The 21509-nt window shown below is 71.6% G+C and carries 22 protein-coding genes; 8 read left to right on the forward strand and 14 right to left on the reverse strand.

Going from position 1 to position 21509, the window contains the following annotated elements; all coding sequences use genetic code 11:
* Nucleotides 1-8 precede the first annotated feature (8 nt).
* The 3 genes from ASC64_RS13410 to ASC64_RS13420 form a co-directional block, all read right to left on the reverse strand.
* The gene (locus ASC64_RS13410) at nt 9-248 is read right to left on the reverse strand and encodes a hypothetical protein (RefSeq protein ID WP_056908048.1); all 240 of its coding nucleotides are present in this window, start codon (nt 246-248) and stop codon (nt 9-11) included.
* The gene (locus ASC64_RS13415; RefSeq protein WP_056908049.1) at nt 245-1729 is read right to left on the reverse strand and encodes an MFS transporter; all 1485 of its coding nucleotides are present in this window, start codon (nt 1727-1729) and stop codon (nt 245-247) included. Before ASC64_RS13415 ends, ASC64_RS13410 begins: the two co-directional genes overlap by 4 nt.
* 121 nt (nt 1730-1850) lie before the next feature.
* Nucleotides 1851-2621, reverse strand: a complete 771-nt coding sequence (locus ASC64_RS13420) for a hypothetical protein (RefSeq protein ID WP_056908050.1) — start codon at nt 2619-2621, stop codon at nt 1851-1853.
* A gap of 225 nt (nt 2622-2846) precedes the next feature.
* Between ASC64_RS13420 and ASC64_RS13425 the strand changes: the two genes are divergently transcribed.
* The 3 genes from ASC64_RS13425 to ASC64_RS13435 all read left to right on the forward strand — a co-directional run bounded on the left by ASC64_RS13425 (nt 2847) and on the right by ASC64_RS13435 (nt 6399).
* Nucleotides 2847-5270, forward strand: coding sequence for a LuxR C-terminal-related transcriptional regulator (locus tag ASC64_RS13425; RefSeq protein ID WP_056908051.1), 2424 nt, complete (start codon nt 2847-2849; stop codon nt 5268-5270).
* Nucleotides 5271-5317: 47 nt separating this feature from the next.
* Entirely contained in the window at nt 5318-5779 is a 462-nt protein-coding gene (locus tag ASC64_RS13430; protein ID WP_056908052.1) for a VOC family protein, read from the forward strand.
* Between the two features lie 80 nt (nt 5780-5859).
* Complete coding sequence (locus tag ASC64_RS13435; RefSeq protein WP_056908053.1) at nt 5860-6399, forward strand: hypothetical protein; 540 nt, start codon at nt 5860-5862, stop codon at nt 6397-6399.
* A gap of 11 nt (nt 6400-6410) precedes the next feature.
* Here the strand turns inward: ASC64_RS13435 and ASC64_RS13440 are convergent, their stop codons facing one another.
* Both ASC64_RS13440 and ASC64_RS22525 read right to left on the reverse strand, forming a co-directional pair.
* Nucleotides 6411-8219, reverse strand: a complete 1809-nt coding sequence (locus ASC64_RS13440; protein WP_082550514.1) for a 3-hydroxyacyl-CoA dehydrogenase family protein — start codon at nt 8217-8219, stop codon at nt 6411-6413.
* A gap of 47 nt (nt 8220-8266) precedes the next feature.
* Nucleotides 8267-9250 carry a hypothetical protein gene (locus ASC64_RS22525; protein ID WP_200937751.1) on the reverse strand — a complete coding sequence of 328 codons (984 nt, stop codon included), beginning with the start codon at nt 9248-9250 and terminating at the stop codon, nt 8267-8269.
* On the opposite strand from ASC64_RS22525, the gene nucS reads away from it, so the two are divergent.
* Nucleotides 9239-9961: an endonuclease NucS gene (gene nucS / locus ASC64_RS13450; protein WP_439956818.1), complete on the forward strand. Its 723-nt coding sequence runs from the start codon at nt 9239-9241 to the stop codon at nt 9959-9961. The genes ASC64_RS22525 and nucS overlap by 12 nt on opposite strands.
* Nucleotides 9962-9970: 9 nt before the next feature.
* Here the strand turns inward: nucS and ASC64_RS13455 are convergent, their stop codons facing one another.
* Nucleotides 9971-10573 carry a 3'-5' exoribonuclease domain-containing protein gene (locus tag ASC64_RS13455; RefSeq protein ID WP_056908055.1) on the reverse strand — a complete coding sequence of 201 codons (603 nt, stop codon included), beginning with the start codon at nt 10571-10573 and terminating at the stop codon, nt 9971-9973.
* Between the two features lie 28 nt (nt 10574-10601).
* Between ASC64_RS13455 and ASC64_RS13460 the strand changes: the two genes are divergently transcribed.
* Nucleotides 10602-11051 carry a DUF952 domain-containing protein gene (locus ASC64_RS13460; RefSeq protein ID WP_200937753.1) on the forward strand — a complete coding sequence of 150 codons (450 nt, stop codon included), beginning with the start codon at nt 10602-10604 and terminating at the stop codon, nt 11049-11051.
* Between the two features lie 10 nt (nt 11052-11061).
* Here the strand turns inward: ASC64_RS13460 and ASC64_RS13465 are convergent, their stop codons facing one another.
* From ASC64_RS13465 to ASC64_RS13480, 4 genes are all read right to left on the reverse strand, one after another.
* Nucleotides 11062-11673, reverse strand: coding sequence for a histidine phosphatase family protein (locus ASC64_RS13465; RefSeq protein WP_056908056.1), 612 nt, complete (start codon nt 11671-11673; stop codon nt 11062-11064).
* Nucleotides 11666-12589 carry an FAD-dependent oxidoreductase gene (locus ASC64_RS13470; protein ID WP_056908057.1) on the reverse strand — a complete coding sequence of 308 codons (924 nt, stop codon included), beginning with the start codon at nt 12587-12589 and terminating at the stop codon, nt 11666-11668. The genes ASC64_RS13465 and ASC64_RS13470 overlap by 8 nt, the downstream gene beginning before the upstream one ends.
* Before the next feature lie 21 nt (nt 12590-12610).
* Nucleotides 12611-14623 (reverse strand): protein meaA, encoded by a 2013-nt coding sequence (locus ASC64_RS13475; protein WP_056908058.1) that lies wholly within the window; start codon nt 14621-14623, stop codon nt 12611-12613.
* Between the two features lie 65 nt (nt 14624-14688).
* Nucleotides 14689-14994, reverse strand: coding sequence for an STAS domain-containing protein (locus ASC64_RS13480; RefSeq protein ID WP_056908059.1), 306 nt, complete (start codon nt 14992-14994; stop codon nt 14689-14691).
* 132 nt (nt 14995-15126) lie between these two features.
* Between ASC64_RS13480 and ASC64_RS13485 the strand changes: the two genes are divergently transcribed.
* Nucleotides 15127-15711 (forward strand): cob(I)yrinic acid a,c-diamide adenosyltransferase, encoded by a 585-nt coding sequence (locus ASC64_RS13485; protein ID WP_056908060.1) that lies wholly within the window; start codon nt 15127-15129, stop codon nt 15709-15711.
* 92 nt (nt 15712-15803) lie between these two features.
* Nucleotides 15804-16781, forward strand: a complete 978-nt coding sequence (locus ASC64_RS13490) for a sensor domain-containing diguanylate cyclase (protein ID WP_082550471.1) — start codon at nt 15804-15806, stop codon at nt 16779-16781.
* A 78-nt stretch (nt 16782-16859) separates the two neighbouring features.
* Here the strand turns inward: ASC64_RS13490 and ASC64_RS13495 are convergent, their stop codons facing one another.
* Entirely contained in the window at nt 16860-18026 is a 1167-nt protein-coding gene (locus tag ASC64_RS13495; protein ID WP_082550472.1) for an MFS transporter, read from the reverse strand.
* Nucleotides 18027-18104: 78 nt separating this feature from the next.
* Here ASC64_RS13495 and ASC64_RS13500 point away from each other — a divergent pair, with 78 nt between their 5' ends.
* Complete coding sequence (locus ASC64_RS13500) at nt 18105-19091, forward strand: LacI family DNA-binding transcriptional regulator (RefSeq protein ID WP_056908063.1); 987 nt, start codon at nt 18105-18107, stop codon at nt 19089-19091.
* An 18-nt stretch (nt 19092-19109) separates the two neighbouring features.
* On the opposite strand, the gene ASC64_RS13505 is transcribed toward ASC64_RS13500, so the two are convergent.
* The 3 genes from ASC64_RS13505 to atpD all read right to left on the reverse strand — a co-directional run bounded on the left by ASC64_RS13505 (nt 19110) and on the right by atpD (nt 21507).
* Nucleotides 19110-19553: a DUF2550 domain-containing protein gene (locus ASC64_RS13505; protein WP_056908064.1), complete on the reverse strand. Its 444-nt coding sequence runs from the start codon at nt 19551-19553 to the stop codon at nt 19110-19112.
* A gap of 89 nt (nt 19554-19642) precedes the next feature.
* Complete coding sequence (locus ASC64_RS13510; RefSeq protein ID WP_056908065.1) at nt 19643-20050, reverse strand: F0F1 ATP synthase subunit epsilon; 408 nt, start codon at nt 20048-20050, stop codon at nt 19643-19645.
* A complete protein-coding gene (gene atpD / locus ASC64_RS13515) occupies nt 20050-21507 on the reverse strand; it encodes a F0F1 ATP synthase subunit beta (RefSeq protein ID WP_056908066.1) in 1458 nt (485 codons plus the stop codon). The genes ASC64_RS13510 and atpD overlap by 1 nt, the downstream gene beginning before the upstream one ends.
* Nucleotides 21508-21509 lie beyond the last annotated feature (2 nt).

Here is a 21509-nt window from a genome sequence, read left to right on the forward strand (position 1 = left end):
CGCAGTGCTCAGGTGGCGACGACCGACCCGTCCCCCGTCGTGTGCACGAGACCGTCGCTGGCCGCCAGGGCGAGGGCCCGCTCGAAGCGTCCCTCCTCCCACCACTGGCCGCCGACGACCTCGCGCAGCCGGTCGGGCGGCGTCGGTCCGTTGGCCTGCAGGGCACGCACGATCTGGCCCATCTCGTGGAGGACCTGGCGGTCGCGGGGCCCCTCCGTGGACGGCTTGGGCGGCGGCATCGGGCTCATGCCCGGCTCCTCTCTGCCTCGTCGGCCTGGTTGCCGGACGTGTCCTCCGCGGTGAGCGGCTGGGCGATGTCCTCCAGCGACTGGCCCTCGGCCTTGACGCCGAGGAAGATCTCGACGACACCGCCGATGACCATCAGCGCCGCGCCGATGTAGTAGCCGATCGCGATGCCGGTGATGTCACCGCTGCTGCTCGCGTCGTCGATGAGCTTGCCGAACAGCAGCGGCCCGGTGATGCCGCCGGCCGCGGTGCCGATCGCGTAGAAGAAGGCGATGCACAGCGCCCGGGTCTCCATCGGGAAGATCTCGGAGGCGGTGAGGTAGGCGGCACTCGCGCCGGCGGATGCGAAGAAGAAGATGATCGCGCCGAAGAGCGTCAGGGTCACCGCACTGAGACCGCCGAGCATGGTGCCGGCGACCGCCAGCAGGACCCCGGACAGGATGTAGGTGCCGGCGATCATGCGCACCCGGCCCAGGCTGTCGAACAGCGGGCTGAGCAGCAGCGCGCCGATGAAGTTGCTGGCCGCGAAGATCGCGAGGTACCAGCCGGTCTGCTTCACGTCGAGGAACGTGGTGAGGGTGTCGCCGTAGGTGAAGAAGAAGGCGTTGTAGAGGAACGCCTGGCCGACGAAGAGCGAGAAGCACAGCACCGTGCGGCGCGGGTAGAGCGTGAAGACGGTCTTGGCGATCAGCGGCAGGCTGATGGTCTTGCGCTGCCGGATGGTGATCGTGTCGTCGACGTCGTGGAGCTCCTTGCCCGTCTCGTCGGTGACGGTCTTCTCGATGTCGCGGACGATGCGCTCGGCCTCCTCCTCCCGCTCGTGGATGAACAGCCAGCGCGGGCTCTCGGGGACGTGGCGACGGACGACGAGGATGCCGATCGCGAGGACCGCGCCCAGGCCGAACGCCGAGCGCCAGCCCCAGCTCGGGTCGACGACGTTGGGGTCGAGCAGCGGGATCGTGAGCAGCGAGCCGAGCGCCGCGCCGACCCAGAACGAGCCGTTGATGGCGACGTCGACCCGCCCCCGGTACTTGGCGGGGATCAGCTCGTCGATCGCGGAGTTGATGGCGGCGTACTCGCCACCGATGCCGGTGCCGGTGAGGAAGCGGCAGGCGAAGTACCACGCCGGGTTCATCGAGAAGGCCGTCAGCACCGTGGCGACCGTGTAGACGCCCAGCGTGATCAGGAACAGCTTCTTGCGACCGAACCGGTCGGTGAGCTGGCCGAAGAACAGCGCGCCGATGCAGGCGCCGGCGACGTACATCGCACCGGCCATGCCGACGTCGGAGCTGGAGAGGCCGAGCCCGGTGTCGTTCGGCTTGAGCGCCTCCGACATCGAGCCGACGATGGTGACCTCGAGACCGTCGAGGATCCACACCGTGCCGAGCCCGATCACCACCATCCAGTGCCAGCGCGCCCACGGGAGGCGGTCCATCCGTGCGGGGATGTCAGTGGTGATGGTGCCTGTCTCGACTCCTGCCATGTTCCGCGACGCTAGACCTGTCCTCGGAGGTCGAGCACACCCCTGGGGACGAGTGGTGCGGCCGCCGCGACGGGGTCAGGACGAAGGGCTGGACGAGGGCCCGACGAGGACCGGTCGCGGGTCAGAAGTCGAAGCCGTCGAACCCGTCGAACATGCCGCCGATGCCGTCGCCGATCCCGCCGAACATGTCGCCGATGCCTTCACCGATCGCGCCGATGCCCTCACCCAGGCCGTCGAAGCCGCCGCCGAACAGCATGCCCATGAACATCCAGTCCATCGGGCTGAAGGCGCCGAAGTAGCCGGCGGCGTAGGGCTGGTAGGCGCGGCCGCCCTGCCAGTAGGGCACTCGGCGCGAGCCGACCATCACCTTGCGGATGTCGGGCTCGGCACCGGCGCGCACGCGCTCGACGTCGAGGGCGCACGCTGGCACGTCGCGGGAGGCGCCGCCGGGCGGCGTCCACGGGACGTCGGCGACCGACAGCCCGTGGCGCGGGTCGAAGAAGCACGGAGGACGGCGCTGCGGCAGCGGCTCCCCCGCCACCCGAGCGCGCACGCACGCCATGGCGTAGCGGCCGTCCTCGAGGATCTCGGTGACGTGGCGGACGTCCTCGGGCCGCGTCAGTCCGGCCGCCGCGACCTTGGCGGACTCGTAGGCGTCGAGCGCGCGCTGGTAGTCGGCGTTGGCGCCCGGGTCGAGCTCCTCCCCGGCGAGGTCGATGTCGAGGTCCTGGAGCTCCACGCCGAGGGCGGTGACGTCCTCCTCGGCGAGCCTCTTCACCGGTGCGACCTCGGCCTCGGCGCGGGCCAGCTCACGCTTCTTGCCCGACTTGCCCGACGCCACCGCGACCGCGATGAGCCCCCCGAGGACGATCAGCACGAGGACGGTTCCCATGCCGTCAGCGTACGCATCGCCCGCAACCTGCGGGCGACGCGAAGAGCAGGTCGCGCGTCGACCCCCGACGACGTGCGACCTGCTCTCGAGAAGCGGCCGGGCAGCGGGACCCTCCCCTGTGCGGTCCCACCGCTCTCGGCGTGAGAGAACATTCCCGCGAAACAGCGGGTGTCAGCATCCGTAGTCCTACCTATCTCTCCTACGTAAGCCGATAGGTTCGACCTCGTGCTGTCCCCGTGCCTCGGTCGCGACGACGTCCAGCGCGCGCTGAACGAGGCGATCGAGGAGTCCCGCTGGGTCACCGTCGTCGGGCCTCCGGGCAGTGGGAAGACCCTCCTGGTGCGCCACCTCGCGCAGGCGGCGCCCGCGTCCTGGGTCGACGCCCGCAGCCTGCGCACCCTCGACGACCTGCTCGTCGCGGCGCTCGAGAGCCTCCAGTCCGAGACCGCCCCCGGCGACTCGCTGAGCGGCGCGCTGGGGCGGGCCGTCGACGGGCGGGACACGCTGCTCGTGCTCGACGGCCTCGACCTCGACGCGACCGGCGCCGGCCCCGTGCTGCAGTCGGTGCTCGAGAGCACCACCGACGCGCGCGTGGTGGTGACCGCGCGCACCACGGCCGGACAGCCCTACGAGTCCGTCGTACGCGTCGGGCCGCTGCCGGTGCCCGCGCCGCGGTCGCCGCTGGAGGGTCCTGCCGTCGAGCTGTTCCTGCGTCGGATCCGTTCTGCCGGGGGCCAGCAGGTCGACCTCGCGGCGCAGGCCCACGAGGTACGCCGCCTGCTGAGCGCGACCGGCGGCCTCCCGCTGCTGATCGAGCAGGTCGCCGTGCAGTCCGCCCTCGTCGGGTTGAGCAACGCGATGTCCACGGTGAGCCTCGACCAGGCGGTCGACTCCGCGCACGACCTCCTCGACGACGCGAGCGCCACTGCCCTGCGCCGGGTCGGGCTGCTCGACTTCGCCGCCGGCCTCGGCGTGCTCGCCGAGGTCCTCGACGTGCCGGTGTCCGAGGCCGCCGAGCTGGCCGGCGGCCTGGTCCGTCGGAGCCTGCTCGAGGTGGACCAGCACGGTCGCTTCGACATGCTCTCCCCGATCCGCGGACGGGCGCGGACCCTGGCCCGTCCGGCCGACATCGAGGCCGTGGACGCCGGACTGCTCCGGTGGGCACAGCGCCACGCGCCCGAGCACGACAACTTCGGCGCCGCGGACGCCGAGTGGCTGCGCGACCTCCCCGCCATGCGCCACGCGGTGCTGACCGCCTGCGCGCGGCCGGAGACCCGCGCCGACGGCTACTCCGTCGCCAACCGGATCTACTCCTCGCTCTACACCTCGATGCGCACCCGCGAGGCGGTCGAGATCATGGAGGGCGCGCTCTCCAGCGGCGACGGCCCACCGGCGATCGGTGCCCAGATGGCCAGGCGCGCGGGCATCGCCGCATCGGAGATGCGCGGCTCCTACGAAGGGCTCTGGCTGCTGGACCGGGCCGACCAGCACGCGTCGTCGGCACCACGACCGGAGGAGCAGCTGGCCAAGACCGCGTCCATCCGCGCCGAGATGCACCTCGACGCGGGCGACCTCGCCCAGGCCGAGAGCGAGGCCCTGCGGGCCATCGAGCTCGACCCCGAGGGGTCGATGCGCCGCCAGGCCACCCGCACGCTGGCCGACCTCTACGCCTCGCAGGGTCGCTTCGCCGAGGCCACCCGCGCAGCGGCCGAGGCGATGCCCGCCCGCACCAGCCGCGACGAGCGCTGGATCGACCTCTCGCTGCGCACGGTGCTGGCCCGTATCGCCCTCGAGCAGGGCCGGATCGCCGAGGCGGTCGCGGGGACCCGGGCCGTGGTGACCGAGGCGCGCGAGCTCGCCGAGGACCGCGTCGGGCTGCTGGCGGAGACGCTGCTGCGGGGGCTCGACCCGACCTGGGTTCCCACCGACGTCGTCCGCGACACGTTGCCCTGGGCCGTGCGGTTGCCCGTGCTGGCGCAGGACGGGCGTGACCTGCTCGCCCGCGGCGAGACCCGGCAGGCTGCCGGCCTGGCCGCCGACGTGGTGGCGCTGGCCGACTCCGCCCGGCTGGGACGCGACGGCGTGGAGGCGCGGCTGCTGCTCGGGCGGGCGCTGGTCGAGCTCGGCGACCTCGACCAGGCCACGACGACGTACCTCACGGCGCTCGACCACTGCCGCACGATGCGTCTCCCTCTGCGGGCCGCCGACGTGCTGGACGGACTCGCGGGTGTCGCCCGCGCCCGCGACCTGCCGGAGGCCCGTGCGCTGGCTGCGGCCGCCTTCGCGCTCCGCACGCCGCGGATGGCGGTGCGCTGGGGCTACTCCGCCGACTACGACGTCAAGCCCAGTGGCACCGCACCCGCGGAGTGGCTCGACGGTGCCGACCTCTCGGCGGAGTCGGTCCCCCTGATCACGGCGGTGTTCAACCGGCCCGCGACCGCGCCGCCCTCGGCGCTCGACGCGCTGACCGCCGCTGAGCGCCAGGTGGCCGAGCGGGTGGCGCACGGGCTGACCAGCCGCGCGATCGCCGAGGAGCTCTTCGTCTCCCCGCGCACCGTCGACGCGCACCTGACCCACATCTACCGCAAGCTCGACATCAACACCCGCGCGCGGCTGGCGGCCCTCGTCATGGAGCAGTCGCAGCGCTGACGCCGGTCGGGGGGTCACTGTCGGTGGCGTGTGCGCATGATGGCTCCATGAGCCGGACCATCCAGGTGACCTTCGACGCCCACGACCCCGAGACGCTCTCCCGCTTCTGGGCCGCCGCCATGGACTACGTCAACCCACCGCCGCCGGGGCACGAGCTCGTGCCGGGCCAGGACCCCTTCGAGGCCTGGCACGACTTCCTCGCCGGGATCGGCGTGCCGGAGTCGCAGTGGAACTCCGCCTCCGCGGCCGAGGACCCCGACGGCGACGGTCCGCGGCTGTTCTTCCAGCGCGTCCCGGAGGGCAAGACCGCGAAGAACCGCGTGCACCTCGACCTGCGCGCGGCCCCGGGCCTGCAGGGCGAGGAGCGGATGGCCGCCCTCGAGGCGGAGTGCGAGCGTCTCGTCGCCCTCGGCGCCACCCGGGTGGCGCGGCACGAGCCCGCTCCCCCGATGGACGCCGGCCACCTCGTGCTGACCGACCCCGAGGGCAACGAGTTCTGCCTCGACTGAATCGCCGGCGGCGGCGGCCTGCGTGCTTTACTCGGGGTGAGCGATCGAGTGCTCACCCCTGGACGAGGACCGGCCCCCGGATGACAGACACGACCCGCGAGAGCGGTGTGCCCGCGCCGTCCCGTCGAGCCCTGCTGGGCGCCGCCTGGAGCGCGCCGGTGATCGTCGCCGCCGGCACGGCGCCCGCCTATGCGGCGTCCGCCGCGGCCACGCTCGTGCTCGACACCTTCACGTCCTACGGCGCCGCCTACACCAAGGCCGGCCTACCCTCCCGGATCGAGACCAAGGTCCAGGTCCGGCGTCCGTGGGACGCGACCGCGCCGGCAGTCACCAGCATCACGGTGACGGTGCCTTTCCCCGACACGGTGGCCTCCGGCGGCAAGGCTGCGTCCGTGTCCGGCGCCGGTTGGGCCGCCGGTCCGGTGACCACCCCGACGAAGGGCGCCTACACCTACTCGTTCACCTGGACCGGCAAGCTGGACAACACGACGCAGTCGACCTCGGAGCTGCTGTTCCAGGTGAGGCGGAACAACGTCGCCACGACGGGCGCCACCCTCACCGCCACCGCGACGTCACCGCAGGCGACCTCGGCCAGCCGCACCATCCAGACGACGATCTGACGGCGTGGCCCTCAGCGCGCGCTGTAGTCCCGGAAGCCGCGTCCGGTCTTGCGGCCGAGGTAGCCGGCGGTCACGAGGTGCTCCAGCAGCGGCGCCGGCGAGAAGCCCGGCTCGCGGAACTCGAGGTAGAGCTCCTTCTGGATCGCCAGTGAGACGTCGTTGCCGACGACGTCGAGCAGCTCGAACGGGCCCATCGGCAGCGCACACCCCTGCTTCATGGCGGTGTCGATGTCATCGGCGGTCGCGTAGTGCGCCTCGAGCATCTTCACCGCGTCGTTCAGGTAGGGGAACAGCAGCGCGTTGACGATGAATCCGGAGCGGTCCCCGCATTTCACGGCCACCTTGCCGACCCGGTCGCACAGCGCGAGCACGGTCTCGGTGACCGCCTCGTCGGTGGCCACCGTGGAGACGACCTCCACCAGCTTCATGATCGCGGCGGGATTGAAGAAGTGCATGCCGATGACGTCCTGCGGACGCTTGGTCACGCGGGCCATCGCGATGATCGGCAGTGACGAGGTGGTGGTCGCCAGGATCGCGCCGGCCCCTCCTCGACCGCCCTGACAGATCTCGTCGAGGTTCTCGAACAGGGTGGTCTTGATGGCGAGGTCCTCCGCGATCGCCTCGACCACGATGTCGACGTCCTTGAGGTCGTCGAGCGAGGTGGTGCCCCGGACCCGCCCGAGCACCTCGGCCTTCTGCTCCTCGGTGGCACGACCACGCTGGATCTGCTTGTCGAAGTTGCGGGTGATCGTGGCGACCACGCCGTCGACCTTGTCCTGGCCGCGGCCGGTGAAGAGCACGTCGTAGCCGGCCTTGGCGAAGACCTCCACGATGCCGCACGCCATCGTGCCGGTGCCGACCACACCGACGAGCTCGATGTCGTGGCGCAACTGCGGCTTGTCGTCCACGCTGGGGGTGTGGGCGTCGGCGACGACGACCGGTGAGTCGGGGGCCTCGTATGTGTAGAAGCCGCGCCCGGACTTGCGGCCGAGCAGGCCCGCGGTGACGTACTGCTTGAGGATCGGAGCCGGCGCGTGGAGACGGTCGCGTCCCTGCTTGTACATCGTGTCGAGGATCTCGTAGGCCGTGTCGAGGCCGATCAGGTCGAGGAGCGCGAGGGGGCCCATCGGGTAGCCGCAGCCGAACCGCATCGCGGCGTCGATGTCCTCGCGGGAGGCGTACTTGCCCTCGTACATCGCGACCGCGTGGTTGAGGTAGCCGAAGAGCAGCGTGTTGGCGATGAAGCCGGCCTTGTCGCCGCAGACGACGGGGTTCTTGCCCAGGTCGCGCAGCAGGCCCTGGACGCGGGCGAGGACCTCGGGCTCGGTGACGACGGTGCGGACGATCTCGACGAGGTTCTGCACCGGGGCGGGGTTGAAGAAGTGCACCCCGACGACCCGACCGGGCTTGGCGTTGGCGGTGGAGATCTCGGTGACGCTCAGCGAGGAGGTGTTGGTCGCCAGCACCGCGTCCGGGCGCACGATGTCGTCCAGCCTCCGGAAGATCGACTTCTTGACCTCCAGCGACTCCACGACCGCCTCGACGACGAGGTCGGCCACGGCCAGGTCCTCCATCGCGGTGGTGAGGGTGATCCGGCCGAGCAGCTCGGCCTGCTGCTCCACGGTCATCTTCTCGCGCTTCACCGCACGGCCGGTGGAGTGCTCGAGGTGCTGACGTCCCCGCTCGAGCGCCGCCTCGTTGACCTCGACGCCGATGACGTCGTAGCCGTTGCGGGCGAAGACCTCGGCGATGCCGGCGCCCATGGTGCCCAGGCCGATCACGCCGACGGTGGTGAACTCGCGGGAAGTCTCCTCAGTCATGGCACGCATGCTCCCACGGCCCACGTCGGTGGGGCATGTGGGAAGCGTCACGTGCCGCCCGAGGCGGCTCCGGCGTCCGGGCGGACGACGACCACCTCGTCACCGGGCCGCACCGGACCGGGTCGCACCACCTTCGCGCAGAGCCCTCGCAGCCTCCGCGGCTTGCCCTCGGGGCCGTTGACGAAGGCCAGCGCGTCCTTGCCGAAGCGGGCGATGAACTTCCCGCAGCCGCTGTGCGGCTGGTCGGTCACCACGACCACGGACCCCTCCGGGCCACCGATGTGGAGCTCGCTCCACGGCGGCAGGTTGGCGTGGGAGAGGTCGAGGTCGAGGAACATCTGGTCACCGGCGAGGGGCTCGCGCTCGGGGTCCTGGGCCAGGAACTCCACGAGCGGGTGACTCATGATGTTGAGCTGCATGTCGGGGTGCGCCGAGCCGTCCGGCGTACGGCGGCTCCCCCGCACCGACCACGTGTCGCCCACCAGGCCCTCGGTGACGTCGAGGTGGCCGACCTCGAGCACCTCGCGCTGACCGGCGGCCGGGCGCCGGACGACGGCGCGCAGCACGCCCACGTCGCGCGGGGCGCCGTCGAGCGCCGGGAGGAAGGCTGCGAGGTCGTCGACAGTGCGGTGGGCCCGCAGCACCCGGCGCACGAGCACCCTCCCCGGCTGCTCGCGCACCTGCGCCAGGGGGCGCGGGAGCGGCTCGTCGGCGGGGATCTCGGCGAACCCCAGCGCGGCGTAGGCCGCAGCCTCCGCTCCGACGTACGGCGATGCGGTGACCTGGCCGTGCCTCCGGGCGGACAGGCGCTCGCACGCCGCCTCGACCAGCGCACGCGTCGTGCTGCCGTCGAGGTCCACCGCGACCACGACCTCGTGCAGGTGGGCGTGCCCGTCGAGCAGGTCGACGCGGACGTGGCCGACCGGCGGGTCGCCCGTGACCAGGACGAACCCGGGGCGCTCGCCCACCGGCTCGAGGTCGAGCTGCACGATGTCTCGCTGCCGCGCGGGGCGTACTGCGTGGTCGGTCACGGGGTCACTGTAGATTCGCCCGTCGTGAGGATCGTCGTCGCACGCTGCCAGGTGGACTACGCAGGTCGGCTCTCGGCCCACCTGCCGCTCGCCACCCGCGTCCTGATGCTGAAGTCGGACGGGTCCGTGCTGATCCACTCCGACGGAGGCTCCTACAAGCCGCTCAACTGGATGTCACCGCCCTGCACGGTGCGCGAGGGCGTCTCGGAGGACGGCCAGGCCGAGTGGCTGGTGACGGCGACGAAGTCCGACGACACCCTGCGCATCCTCATCGACGAGGTCCTGCACGACAGCTCGCACGACCTCGGGGTCGACCCGGGCCTGCAGAAGGACGGCGTCGAGAAGCACCTCCAGGAGCTGCTGGCCGAGCACCCCGCCACGCTCGCCGAGGGCCTCACCCTCGTGCGCCGGGAGTTCATGACCGCCATCGGCCCCGTCGACCTGATGTGCCGCGACGCCGACGGCCTCTCGGTCGCGGTGGAGATCAAGCGCCGCGGCGAGATCGACGGCGTCGAGCAGCTCACCCGCTACCTCGAGCTCCTCAACCGCGACCCGATGCTCACCAGCAAGGGCCCGGTGCGCGGGATCTACGCCGCCCAGGAGATCAAGCCCCAGGCCCGCGTGCTCGCCACCGACCGCGGCATCACCTGCGCCCTCGTCGACTACGACGCGCTCCGCGGCATGGACGACGCGGAGCACCGCCTCTTCTAGAGCCTTCTTCTAGGAGGTGCCTGCCCGGTCGCGGGAGCGCCGCAGGACCTCGACGAGCAGGTGGGCGTAGCCCCGCGCGTCGTCGATGGCGCGGTGGGTGTGCTCGACCTGGCCGAACCACTCGCTCGGAAGGTCGTGGACGGAGAAGGTCGCCGGATCGCCGCCGACCAGGCCACAGGCGAGGCTCTTGAGGCAGAGACCGGCACCGTGGAAGAGGCGGTCCGTCTCGTCCGGCCCCTGGGCGAGGCCGTACGCCGTGAAGCGGCGCAGGTAGTGGTCGACGTAGGTCCCGTCGAAGCCCAGCGGCGAGGCGACGAGCTCCCGCTCCTCCCCCAGGCCCTGCACCCAGCCGACGAACTCGGCCATCACCTCGGGCACCGGCCGGGCGCCCTCGGTGGACGCGGCCAGCACCTCCGGCGGCTGGGACAGCCACCACGACCAGGTGGCCGGGTTCGGCTGCGCGCCGGGGAGCCGCTCGAGCACCGCCTCGAACTCCGACACCTGGCGGCCCGACCCCGTCACCGCGACCGACGCCAGCGCCAGCATGGAGTGGGCGCCGGGGACGAAGCCGTCCACCTCGATGTCGGTCACGACGTAGATGCGCTCAGCCATGGCACCAGCCTCGCACTACCCTCGCACGGTGACCGCGACGCCTCCCGAGCGCATCTTCCACATCGCCACGGCCGACGACTGGCGCCGGGCGCTGGGGACGGGCACGTACACGACGTCGACCGTCGGGGTGAGCCTCGAGGAGGAGGGCTTCATCCACGCCAGCCGCCGTGACCAGGTGCAGGGCGTGTTCGACCGCTACTACCGCGGCCTGGGCGAGGACCTGGTCCTGCTCACCATCGACACCTCGCGTCTCGAGTCCGAGGTCCGCGTGGAGCCGGTCGGGGACGACGCCTACCCGCACGTCTACGGCCCGATCCAGAGCCGCGCCGTGGTGGAGGTCGTCCCGCTGAGCCGGACCGGCGCCACTGAGACGGTGACCTCGCTGTGGATCAAGGAGATGGCACGGCGGATGGGGCTCGCGCTGCTGGTGATGCTGGTGATCGCGGTGGTCGTGCTCCTCGCCCAACGACTGGCGTGACGACCAGCCGTCAGCCCACCGGCATGCCCGCCCACGAGCGGGCGACCCACCCGTCGGCGTCCGCCTCGAGGGCGACCACCGCGCAGTTGGCCAGCGGGCGCCGATGACCGTGGTCGGGCGGCAGGTTGGTGGCCAGCGCGGGCACGGTCGTGCAGATCGCGCCACCGTGGCTGATCACGAGCACCCCCTCCCCACGGTGCGTGTCCGCGACCTCCTCGAGCACCGCGGACACACGACCGATCACCTCTGCGCCACTCTCCGCACCCGGGACACGCGCGTCGAGGTCGCCGGCCAGCCAGGCGGCGAAGGTCTCCCGGAAGGGATCGGGGTCACCGGTCCCGCCGGCGTGGTCGCCGACGCTGAACTCCCGCAGCCCCTCGCGCACGACGACGTCGACGCCGAGCACCCCGGCCGCGAGCTCGGCGGTCTGGACTGCTCGCGCCATGGGGCTCGACCAGACCGCGGCGATCCGCTCGGCGGCCAGGCGTGAACCCAGTCCGCGGGACTGCTCCCGCCCGACCGGGCTCAGCCACCCACCGGAGTCGCTGAGCAGCTCGCTCTCGTAGAGGGCCTCACCGTGGCGCGCCACGAAGACCCGGGCAGGACACTGCAGGTCACCCACGGGCCAGCTCCACCACGTCATCGGCACAGCCCCAGCTCACCGTCACGCCGCAACCGCCGTGCCCGTAGCAGTGGATGACGTCGTCCTCGCGCTCCAGCCGCACCGTGGCGCGACTGGGCCGGAGGCCGACCTTGTGGCGCAGGACGCGGGCGCCGGCGAGACGCGGTTCGATCCGCGCGGCCCGCTCGAGGATCGTCCGGGCGGTGGCCGGGTCCGGCGTCCGGCTCCACTCCGCCTCGATCGCGGTCCCACCGAGCACGACGTCCCTGCTGCGCGGCACGATGTAGGTCGGCGTCTCCGACTCGATCCACCAGTGGTCGAGCCCCACCTGCTCGACCAGCACGACCTGTCCGCGCACCGGCGCCACGGTGTGGTCGGCCCCGAGCAGCCGCGACCCGATGCCGCTCGCGTTGACGACCATGGCGTCGGTGTCGGGCAGGGCGGAGAGGTTCATCCGGGTGATCGTGCCGCCCAGCGCCTCGACACGGGCGGCGAGCCAACGAAGGTAGACCGGCATCTCGACCACAGGGGTCCGCATGGTCAGCCCCGATGCGTAGCCGGACGGCAGGCTCGTCTCCTGGTCCGGGCCGGCGCCCGGCGGCAGCGCGTCGCGCCACCAGACGTCACCGCCGGCCTCGCGGAACAGCTCGGTGCCGGTGCGCATCACGACGCCGCTCGACTCGTCCTCGCACAGCGTCGCGAAGACGTCGTACGCCGACCGCGCCCAGCGCACCACGTGCTCCTGCGGCTTCGCGTACGGCGACCACACCGCCGCCGCGATCGCCGACGTCGTCTCCAACGGCAGGTCGCGCGCCACCACGTCGACGCGGTGGCCGGCCTCGAGCAGCCGGACGGCACACGTCAACCCGACCACGCCGGCCCCGACCACGATGACGCGCTGCTCGGAGGTGGGCATGGGCGAGAGTCTGCCAGCAGGTCAGTCCAGGCCGTTGGCCTTGCGGATGACGTCGACGAAGCCGCCCATGATCTCGGTGAGGCCGAAGTCCTTGGGCGTGTAGACCGCGGCGACACCCCGCTCGATCAGCGCCTTGGCGTCGGACGCCGGGATGATGCCGCCGACGATGACGGGCAGGTCGCCGAGCCCAGCGGCCTCCAGGCCGTCGAGGACGTCGGGCACCAGCTCCATGTGCGAGCCGGACAGGATCGACAGTCCGACCAGGTGCACGTCCTCGGCCACGGCGGCGGCGACGATCTGCTCCGGGGTGAGACGGATGCCCTGGTAGATGACCTCGAAGCCCGCGTCGCGTGCCCGCACGGCGACCTGCTCGGCCCCGTTGGAGTGCCCGTCGAGACCCGGCTTGCCCACCAGCACGCGCAGGCGGCCGCCCAGCTCCTCGCCGGTCGCCCTGACCCGCTCACGCACCGCGCTGAGCTCGGCGCCCGCGTCGGCGACGCCGACGGCGCCGGAGACGCCGGTGGGCGCGCGGAACTCGCCGAAGACCTCACGGAGCGTGCCCGCCCACTCCCCCGTCGTCGCGCCAGCGCGAGCGGCCACCAGCGTGGGGTGCATCAGGTTGGCGTCGGTCGTGGCGGCCTCGGCCAGGGCCTGCAGTGCCGCGGCGACCTCGGCCTCGTCCCGCTGCGCCTTCCAGGCCGCGACGGAGTCGAGCGCGGACTGCTCGGCAGCCGGGTCCGCGGCCATGATCGCGCCGTCCAGGTCGGCGGTCAGCGGCGACGGCTCGGTCGTCTCGAACCTGTTCACGCCGACGATGACCTCCTCGCCCGACTCGATGCGCGCCCGGCGGGCGGCGTGGGCCGAGACGAGGTTCTGCTTCATGTAACCGGACTCGACAGCGGCGATCGCGCCGCCCATCTCCTGCACCCGGTCGATCTCGGCCCTGGCACCCTCGACGAGCTCGGCGACCTTGGCCTCGATGACGTGGCTACCGGCGAAGATGTCGTCGTACTCCAGCAGGTCGGACTCGAAGGCGAGGACCTGCTGGAACCGCAGCGACCACTGCTGGTCCCACGGGCGGGGCAGCCCGAGGGCCTCGTTCCAGGCAGGCAGCTGCACCGCGCGGGCGCGGGCGTCCTTCGACAGCGTCACGCCGAGCATCTCGAGCACGATCCGTTGCACGTTGTTCTCCGGCTGCGCCTCGGTCAGGCCGAGCGAGTTGACCTGCACGCCGTAACGGAACCGGCGCATCTTGGGGTCGGTGACGCCGTAGCGCTCGCGGGTGATCTCGTCCCACAGCTGGACGAAGGCCCGCATCTTGCAGGTCTCCTCGATGAACCGCACGCCGGCGTTGACGAAGAAGGAGATGCGGCCGACGACCTTCTCGAAGTCGTCGTCGGAGACCTGTCCGGACGCCTTGACCTGGTCGAGCACGGCGATCGCGGTGCAGAGTGAGTAGGCCAGCTCCTGCACCGGCGTCGCGCCGGCCTCCTGCAGGTGGTAGCTGCAGATGTTGATGGGGTTCCACTTCGGGATCTCGTGGACCGTGTAGGCGATCATGTCGGCGATCAGGCGCAGGGACGCCTCGGGACCGAAGACGTAGGTCCCCCGGGAGAGGTACTCCTTGATGATGTCGTTCTGCGTGGTGCCGGCGAGCTGGTGGGCGACTTCGTCGGGCGTGAGGTCGGGGTTCTGCTCCTCGGCGACGACCTGGTACATCGCGAGCAGCCACATCGCGGTCGCGTTGATCGTCATGGAGGTGTTCATCCCGGTGAGCGGGATGTCGGCGAACAGCTTGCGCATCTCGCCCAGGTGCGGGACGGGGACGCCGACCTTGCCGACCTCACCCCGGCTGAGCGGGCTGTCCGGGTCGTAGCCGGTCTGGGTGGGCAGGTCGAACGCCACGCTGAGCCCGGTCTGGCCCTTGGCAAGGTTGGTGCGGTAGAGCGCGTTGGACGCCTCGGCCGTGGAGTGGCCGGCGTACGTGCGCATCACCCAGGGGCGGTCCTTGGCGGGCCGATCGGTGTCGCTCATGGCGACAGGGTAGGACGCGGTTACCCGGGAGTCACCGGGCTGGACGTGTGACGGATGCCTCAGGCTCAGGCGGTGGCGGCGACCCGCTCGACCTCGATGGCGTGGGCCAGGCGGGCGAGGTGGGCCATCCGGCGCACGGCCGGGCCGGGGTTGCGCACGGTGAGGTGGTGGCCGCTCAGCCACGCGTGCCTGGTGGCCACCGCGAGCAGGCGCAGGGCGGTCAGGTCGATCGTCGACACCTCGGTCATGTCGATGACCAGGTCGTCACGGCCCTCGAGGTGCTCGTAGATCGCGTTGCGGACCTCCCACGTGCTGCGCACGTCGAACGCGCCGTGCAGGACCAGGATGTTCCCGTCCGAGACGATGTCCATCTGGTGCTCCTCACTGACGTCCCCCGACGCCAGGCCCGTGACCGCTGTCACTCCTACGACGCATGTGTACCCCATCGGGTTGCATCGATGCCTCACCTTTTCGGCGAGTCCCCGCCAAGTAGGCTCCGCCGCATGGTCAACCTGACGCGCATCTACACCCGCACCGGCGACGCCGGCCGGACCCGGCTCGGCGACATGAGCGAGACGGGGAAGACCGACCTGCGCCTGGAGGCCTACGCGTGCGTCGACGAGGGCAACGCCCACATCGGGGTGGCGGTGGCGCACAGCGCCGTGGACGGCAGTCTCGGGGACGACGTCGTCACCGTGCTGACGCGGATCCAGAACGACCTCTTCGACGTGGGCGCCGACCTGTCCACGCCGGTCGTCCCCGACCCGAAGTACCCCCCGCTGCGCGTCGAGCAGGACTACGTGGACCGGCTCGAGGCCTGGTGCGACCACTACAACGAGTCGCTCCCCGCGCTGCGGTCGTTCATCCTCAACGGGGGCAGCGTCGGCGCCGCCCACCTCCACGTCGCGCGCACCGTCGTACGCCGTGCCGAGCGGGCCGCCTGGGCGGCGTGGGAGGAGCACGAGGCGAGCATGAACCCGCTGGCGATCACCTACCTCAACCGCCTCTCCGACCTGCTCTTCATCCTCGCCCGCCACGCCAACCGCGAGAACGGCGACGTGCTGTGGGTGCCCGGCGGCGAGCGCTGACCTCGTCACACCATCGGATTCCCGCCCGGGACCGGTGGCACGTGTCCCACAATGGTGCGGACCGGTCCTGATCAATCTCGGAGGAGACAGACGTGTCCGCGCAGCCCACCTTCGCCTCGGCGGCGAGGTCAACGATGCCCCCCTTGGTCGGGGTGTCGACCTTCGACGAAGCTTCCCGCCTGGTGCTGGACTACCTCCAGGAGCAGGTGCCGATGGACTTCTGGACCGTCTCGCGGGTGATCGACGGGCGGCAGGTCTACCTCGACGTCACTCCCAACGAGCTGGACCTCGCCGTCGGCGACGGCCCCTCGTGGAAGGAGTCGCTCTGCCACTCCATGTGGGAGCGGGGCGGCCCGCGGGTCGTCCCCGACGTGTCGCAGGTCCCGCAGTACGCCGGGAACACGGCGGCACGTGACCTCTCCGTCGCCAGCTATGTCGGCATCCCGCTCTTCAACGAGGACAACACGCTCTTCGGCACGGTGTGCGGCATCGACACCTCGGTGCGGGGCGACGCGTTCGCCGACCTCGAGCCCCAGCTGGAGCTGCTCGGCCAGATGCTGTCCGTGGTCCGCAACCTCGACGCCCAGGGGGTCTGGCTCTCGCGCCAGCTCGAGGCGACCCTGCAGGAGGCCGAGACCGACGTGCTGACCGGCCTGCGCAACCGTCCGGCCTGGCGCCGGGCGTGCGAGGTCGAGGAGGCCCGCCACCACCGGCTGGGGGACCAGGCGAGCATCGTGGTCCTCGATGTCGACGGGCTCAAGCAGGTCAACGACCACGAGGGCCACGCAGCCGGCGACGCGCTGCTGCAACACATGGCCACCGTGGTCCGGACGTCCTGCCGGCGCACCGACGTGGTGGCCCGGCTGGGGGGCGACGAGTTCGCCGTCCTCTGCCCGCAGACCACGGCCGGCGGGGTCACCCACCTCGTCAAGCGGCTGCGCGAGGAGCTCGCCGCCGTCGGACTCTCCGCGAGCATCGGCGCAGCGACGCTGGAGCAGGCGGGGACGATCACCGAGACCGAGGCCAAGGCCGACGCCGCGATGTACGCCGACAAGCGCGCCCGCCGCTGAACCTCGACAGGTGACCGCACGACCCGGGTCACCTGCGTCCCCGTCGGCGCTTCGTGCCGCCTCCGCCCGGGGTGACTCCTAGCGCGCTGCGGCGGCCGGGCTCCGCTGCTCGCGGGCCGACGGCACCACGAGCGCGGCGGGCATCAGCAGCACGGCGACGACCAGCAGCGCCTTGAGCGTGCCGACCTGGTCGCCGACGAAGCCGAGGAACGGCGGCCCGGCCAGGAAGGCGGCGTAGCCGATCGTCGAGACCACGCTCACGCGCGACGCGGCGCGGACCGGGTCGTCGGCCGCGGCGCTCATCCCGACCGGGAAGCCGAGGGACGCACCGACGCCCCACAGCACGATGCCGAGGACGACGAGGGCCGGCTGGTCGGCGAACACGATCAGCAGCACGCCGGCGCCCGCGAGGGCCATGGTGCTCCAGAGCACGGCCACCCGTCCGAACCGGTCGATCAGCCCGGTCCCGAGGAAGCGGCCCACGGTCATGGCGAGCACGAAGACGGCGAAGCCGGCCACGCCCACCGCGTGGGAGACGTCGTGGCCGTCGACGAGGGCGACCGCCAGCCAGTCGTTGGCGGTGCCCTCGGTCATCGCGAGGGCGAGCACCATCACGCCGATGAGCAGGGTCCGGGGCTCGAGCCAGGCGCGTGCGGCCGAGACGCCCTGCTCCTCGTGGGCCTCGGCGACCGGCAGGAACGACGGGGAGGTGCGGATGACCAGGAGCACCGCGACCAGCACGATGACGACGAGGTGCACCGACGACGGCACGGAGAGCTCGATCAGCAGGGCGCCCAGCAGCGCGCCGACCACCGTGCCGGCGCTGAAGCCGGCGTGGAACCGGGGCATCACGGTGCGTCGCAGGCCACGCTCGACCTCGGCCCCCTCGACGTTCATCGCCACGTCCCACACGCCGATGCCGAGGCCGTAGACGAAGAGCCCGCCGACCGTCACGGCCAGCACGTGACCCAGGCCCAGAGCCGCGACCAGCATCCCCAGGGTGGCCGCGGCAGCGCCGAAGCGCACGATGCGCACGGTGCCCCACCGGTTGATGAGGGCGCCGCTCGTCGGGAGCGCCAGCACGGAGCCCAGCGCGATGGCCAGCAGCACCAGGCCGAGCCCGCCGTTGGAGAGGTCGAAGCTCGACCTGACCTCCGGGATGCGCGATACCCAGCTGGAGAACACGAGGCCGTTCAGGAAGAACGACAGCCCGACGGCGTTGCGGGCGGCAGTCAGGGTGGGCACGGGCTCTCCTCGCGGGGTCACGTCGCCGGCGCCCGGGACGTGTCGATATCGAATCGTTTCGATGCTAACGTCTCCCCCGTGTCCGGTCCAACTCGCTCGGGGTCCCGCGCGCCCACCCTGGCCGACGTGGCCGCCGCCGCCGGGGTCTCGCTGTCGACGGCGTCGCTGGCGTTCTCGGGCAACAAGCCCGTCTCCGAGGCCACCCGTGCCCGCGTCCTCGCCGCGGCCTCCGCGCTCGGCTACTCCGGGCCCAACCCCCTCGCCCGCAACCTGCGGCAGGGCCGCAGCGGCGTGGTCGGCATCGCCGTCGGCCAGCTCAGCACGGCCTTCCGCGACCCGGCCGCGCTGCCGATGCTCGACGCCGTCTCCGAGGTGCTCGGCAGCGCCGGCATGGGCCTGCTGCTGATGGGCGACGACGAGGGCCACGCCCGGCTCCCCCTCGACGCGGTCATCTACGACTTGTGCGGACGCGAGCACGGGTGGGGGCCCTACGACGACCTCGTCGCGCGGGACGTCCCCCTGGTCGTCGTCGAGGGACCGGCGTGGCCCGGCACCACCTTCATCGACGTGGAGCACCGTGCGGGGTCCGCTGCCCTCGCCGCCCACCTCCACGACCTCGGCCACCGCCGGGTGGCGCTGGTGACCCTCGAGCAGTCGCATCCCCAGCGCGAGCGCGAGGCCGGCATCCGGCAGGTGTTCCCCGACGTGCGCGTCGTCGGGGAGTGCGCGAGCGACCTCGCGGCGGCGCAGGACCTCGTCTCGGCCTTCCTGGACACCTCCCCGGACGTGACCGCGATCGTGTGCCAGAGCGACGTGCAGGCTGCCGGGGTCGTCCTCGAGGCCAGGAGGCGCGGACTGTCCGTGCCCGGCGACCTCAGCGTCGCCGGCTTCGACGGCGTGCCGACGCCGTGGCTCGACCTGGCGCTGACCACGGTCGTGCAGCCCATCGCCGAGAAGGGGCGTACGACGGCCCAGGCGGCGCTGGCGCGCATCGCCGGCGAGCACGTCGACGACGTCGTGCTGCCCGTCGAGCTGCGGATCGGCGACTCGACCGGCCCGGCCTGACGCACCCGGGCGGACGGCTCAGCGGCGGTTCCAGTCAGTGCCCGGCGGACCCGACTCGAGCCACGCCTGGAAGCCGGTCAACGAGGCCTCGCTCATCGCGATCTCGAGTGGCTCGCCGGCGTAGTGGCACGACGCCACCAGGTGGCCGTCGTAGAGCGACATCTCCTCGGCGCCGGCGGGCGCACGGCGCCCGGAGTACTCGAGGTGCTGACGTGCCCAGACCCGCTTGGGCCGCGGGGACAGCGAGAAGATCCGGAACCACTCCAGGGACTGACCGGAGTAGCGGCCGATGCCGAGCAGCCAGCCGCGACCGGGGTGGTCGGTGCGCGCACGGTAGCTGAGCTCGAACGTGCCGCCGTTGCGCGCCAGGAACCGGCGCCGGACGATCAGGGAGACTCCGTAGAGCAGGGCCAGCAGAAGGGCGAGCCCGACGCCGTCGAGCATCCACTCCCAGACCGGCATCCACACCCTCCACACGCCGACAGAAAAAAGGTGAGCGCACGAACCGTGTGGTTCGTGCGCTCACCCTAGCGGTCGTGCGGGAGGACCCGTCAGGAGGCCCGTTCCGCGGCACGGATACGTGCCTCGGCGCGGCGTACGGCCTCCTCGGCGGCGTCGTCGTTCTCGCCGGACTCCTTGGCCCGCTCGAGGTCCTGGCGCGCCTTCTCCAGGTCGATCTCGTGCGACATCTCGGCCCGCTCGGAGAGGATCGAGACGCGGTTGTCGGCCACCGACAGGAAGCCGGCGTCGACCGCCGCGACCCAGGTCTCACCCTCGACCGTCTGCACGTCGACGACACCCTCGATGATCGAGGAGAGCAGCGGCGCGTGGTTGGGGAGGATGCCGACGTCGCCCTCGGTCGTGCGGGCGATGACCATGGTGGCCTGGCCCGACCAGACGAGCCGGTCGGCAGCGACCAGCTCGACCTGGAGGACCTTGTCGGTCGACAGGTCAGCCATCAGAGGCTCTTCTGGATCTCGGCCCACTTCTGCTCGACGTCGTCCAGACCGCCGCACATGAAGAAGGCCTGCTCGGCCACGTGGTCGTACTCGCCGTCAGCGATCTTGTTGAATGCCTCGATGGTGTCGGCCACCGGGACGGTCGAACCCTCGATGCCGGTGAACTGCTTGGCGACGTAGGTGTTCTGCGACAGGAACCGCTGGATGCGACGGGCGCGGGAGACGATGATCTTGTCCTCCTCGGAGAGCTCGTCGACACCGAGGATCGCGATGATGTCCTGGAGCTCCTTGTTGCGCTGGAGGATCTGCTTCACGCGGATCGCGCACCGGTAGTGGTCCTCGCCGATGTACTGCGGGTCGAGGATCCGCGAGGTCGAGGTGAGCGGGTCCACGGCCGGGTAGATGCCGAGCGAGGCGATCTCTCGCGAGAGCTCGGTGGTGGCGTCAAGGTGCGCGAACGTCGTGGCCGGGGCCGGGTCCGTGTAGTCGTCCGCAGGCACGTAGATCGCCTGCAGCGACGTGATCGAGTGACCTCGCGTCGAGGTGATGCGCTCCTGCAGCTGGCCCATCTCGTCGGCGAGGTTGGGCTGGTAGCCCACCGCGGACGGCATCCGCCCCAGCAGCGTGGACACCTCGGAGCCAGCCTGGGTGAAGCGGAAGATGTTGTCGATGAAGAGCAGCACGTCCTTCTGCTGCACGTCACGGAAGTACTCCGCCATCGTCAGGGCCGACAGGGCGACGCGCAGGCGCGTCCCCGGCGGCTCGTCCATCTGGCCGAAGACGAGGGCGGTCTGGCCGAGGACGCCGGCCTCCTCCATCTCGACGATGAGGTCGTTGCCCTCGCGGGTCCGCTCGCCGACACCGGCGAACACCGACACACCACCGTGGTCCTTGGCGACACGGGCGATCATCTCCTGGATGAGCACGGTCTTGCCGACGCCGGCACCACCGAACAGGCCGATCTTGCCGCCCTGGACGTAGGGGGTGAGGAGGTCGATGACCTTGATGCCGGTCTCGAACATCTGGGTCTTCGACTCCAGCTGGTCGAAGGCAGGTGCCTTGCGGTGGATGCCCCACCGCTCGGCGGGCTCGAAGGTCTCGCCCTCCTCGAGGTTGAGGACGTCGCCGGTGGTGTTGAACACGTGACCGAGGGTCGCGTCGCCCACGGGGACCGTGATCGACTCTCCCGTGTCGGTGACCTGGCCGCCTCGCACCAGCCCGTCGGTGGGCTTCATCGAGATGGCGCGGACCATGCCGTCGCCGATGTGCTGGGCGACCTCGAGGATGATCGACTTGGTCTCGCCGCTCAGCTCGAACTCGCAGGTCAGGGCGTTGTAGATGGCGGGCATCGAGCCGGTCGGGAACTCGATGTCCACGACGGGGCCGATGACCCGGGCAATGCGGCCGACGGCGCCGCCCTTGCTCTCGGTGGTCGTCTCTTCAACAGTGGCAGTCATGT

Origin of the sequence: Nocardioides sp. Root122 (genome assembly GCF_001425025.1) — a bacterium.
In the GTDB taxonomy this organism is placed as follows: Bacteria; Actinomycetota; Actinomycetes; order Propionibacteriales; family Nocardioidaceae; genus Nocardioides.

What these genes read in the sequence shown, in the direction of transcription:
- ASC64_RS13415 (WP_056908049.1), bottom strand. Translation starts at nt 1,729, where the DNA reads ATGGCAGGAGTCGAGACAGGCACCATCACCACTGACATCCCCGCACGG.
- ASC64_RS13440 (WP_082550514.1), bottom strand. Translation starts at nt 8,219, where the DNA reads ATGACTGAGGAGACTTCCCGCGAGTTCACCACCGTCGGCGTGATCGGC.
- ASC64_RS13455 (WP_056908055.1), bottom strand. Translation starts at nt 10,573, where the DNA reads ATGGCTGAGCGCATCTACGTCGTGACCGACATCGAGGTGGACGGCTTC.
- ASC64_RS13480 (WP_056908059.1), bottom strand. Translation starts at nt 14,994, where the DNA reads ATGGACATCGTCTCGGACGGGAACATCCTGGTCCTGCACGGCGCGTTC.
- ASC64_RS13470 (WP_056908057.1), bottom strand. Translation starts at nt 12,589, where the DNA reads ATGCCCACCTCCGAGCAGCGCGTCATCGTGGTCGGGGCCGGCGTGGTC.
- ASC64_RS13410 (WP_056908048.1), bottom strand. Translation starts at nt 248, where the DNA reads ATGAGCCCGATGCCGCCGCCCAAGCCGTCCACGGAGGGGCCCCGCGAC.
- ASC64_RS13505 (WP_056908064.1), bottom strand. Translation starts at nt 19,553, where the DNA reads ATGCCGGTCTGGGAGTGGATGCTCGACGGCGTCGGGCTCGCCCTTCTG.
- ASC64_RS13435 (WP_056908053.1), top strand. Translation starts at nt 5,860, where the DNA reads ATGACAGACACGACCCGCGAGAGCGGTGTGCCCGCGCCGTCCCGTCGA.
- ASC64_RS13485 (WP_056908060.1), top strand. Translation starts at nt 15,127, where the DNA reads ATGGTCAACCTGACGCGCATCTACACCCGCACCGGCGACGCCGGCCGG.
- ASC64_RS13420 (WP_056908050.1), bottom strand. Translation starts at nt 2,621, where the DNA reads ATGGGAACCGTCCTCGTGCTGATCGTCCTCGGGGGGCTCATCGCGGTC.
- atpD (WP_056908066.1), bottom strand. Translation starts at nt 21,507, where the DNA reads ATGACTGCCACTGTTGAAGAGACGACCACCGAGAGCAAGGGCGGCGCC.
- ASC64_RS13510 (WP_056908065.1), bottom strand. Translation starts at nt 20,050, where the DNA reads ATGGCTGACCTGTCGACCGACAAGGTCCTCCAGGTCGAGCTGGTCGCT.
- ASC64_RS13430 (WP_056908052.1), top strand. Translation starts at nt 5,318, where the DNA reads ATGAGCCGGACCATCCAGGTGACCTTCGACGCCCACGACCCCGAGACG.
- ASC64_RS13475 (WP_056908058.1), bottom strand. Translation starts at nt 14,623, where the DNA reads ATGAGCGACACCGATCGGCCCGCCAAGGACCGCCCCTGGGTGATGCGC.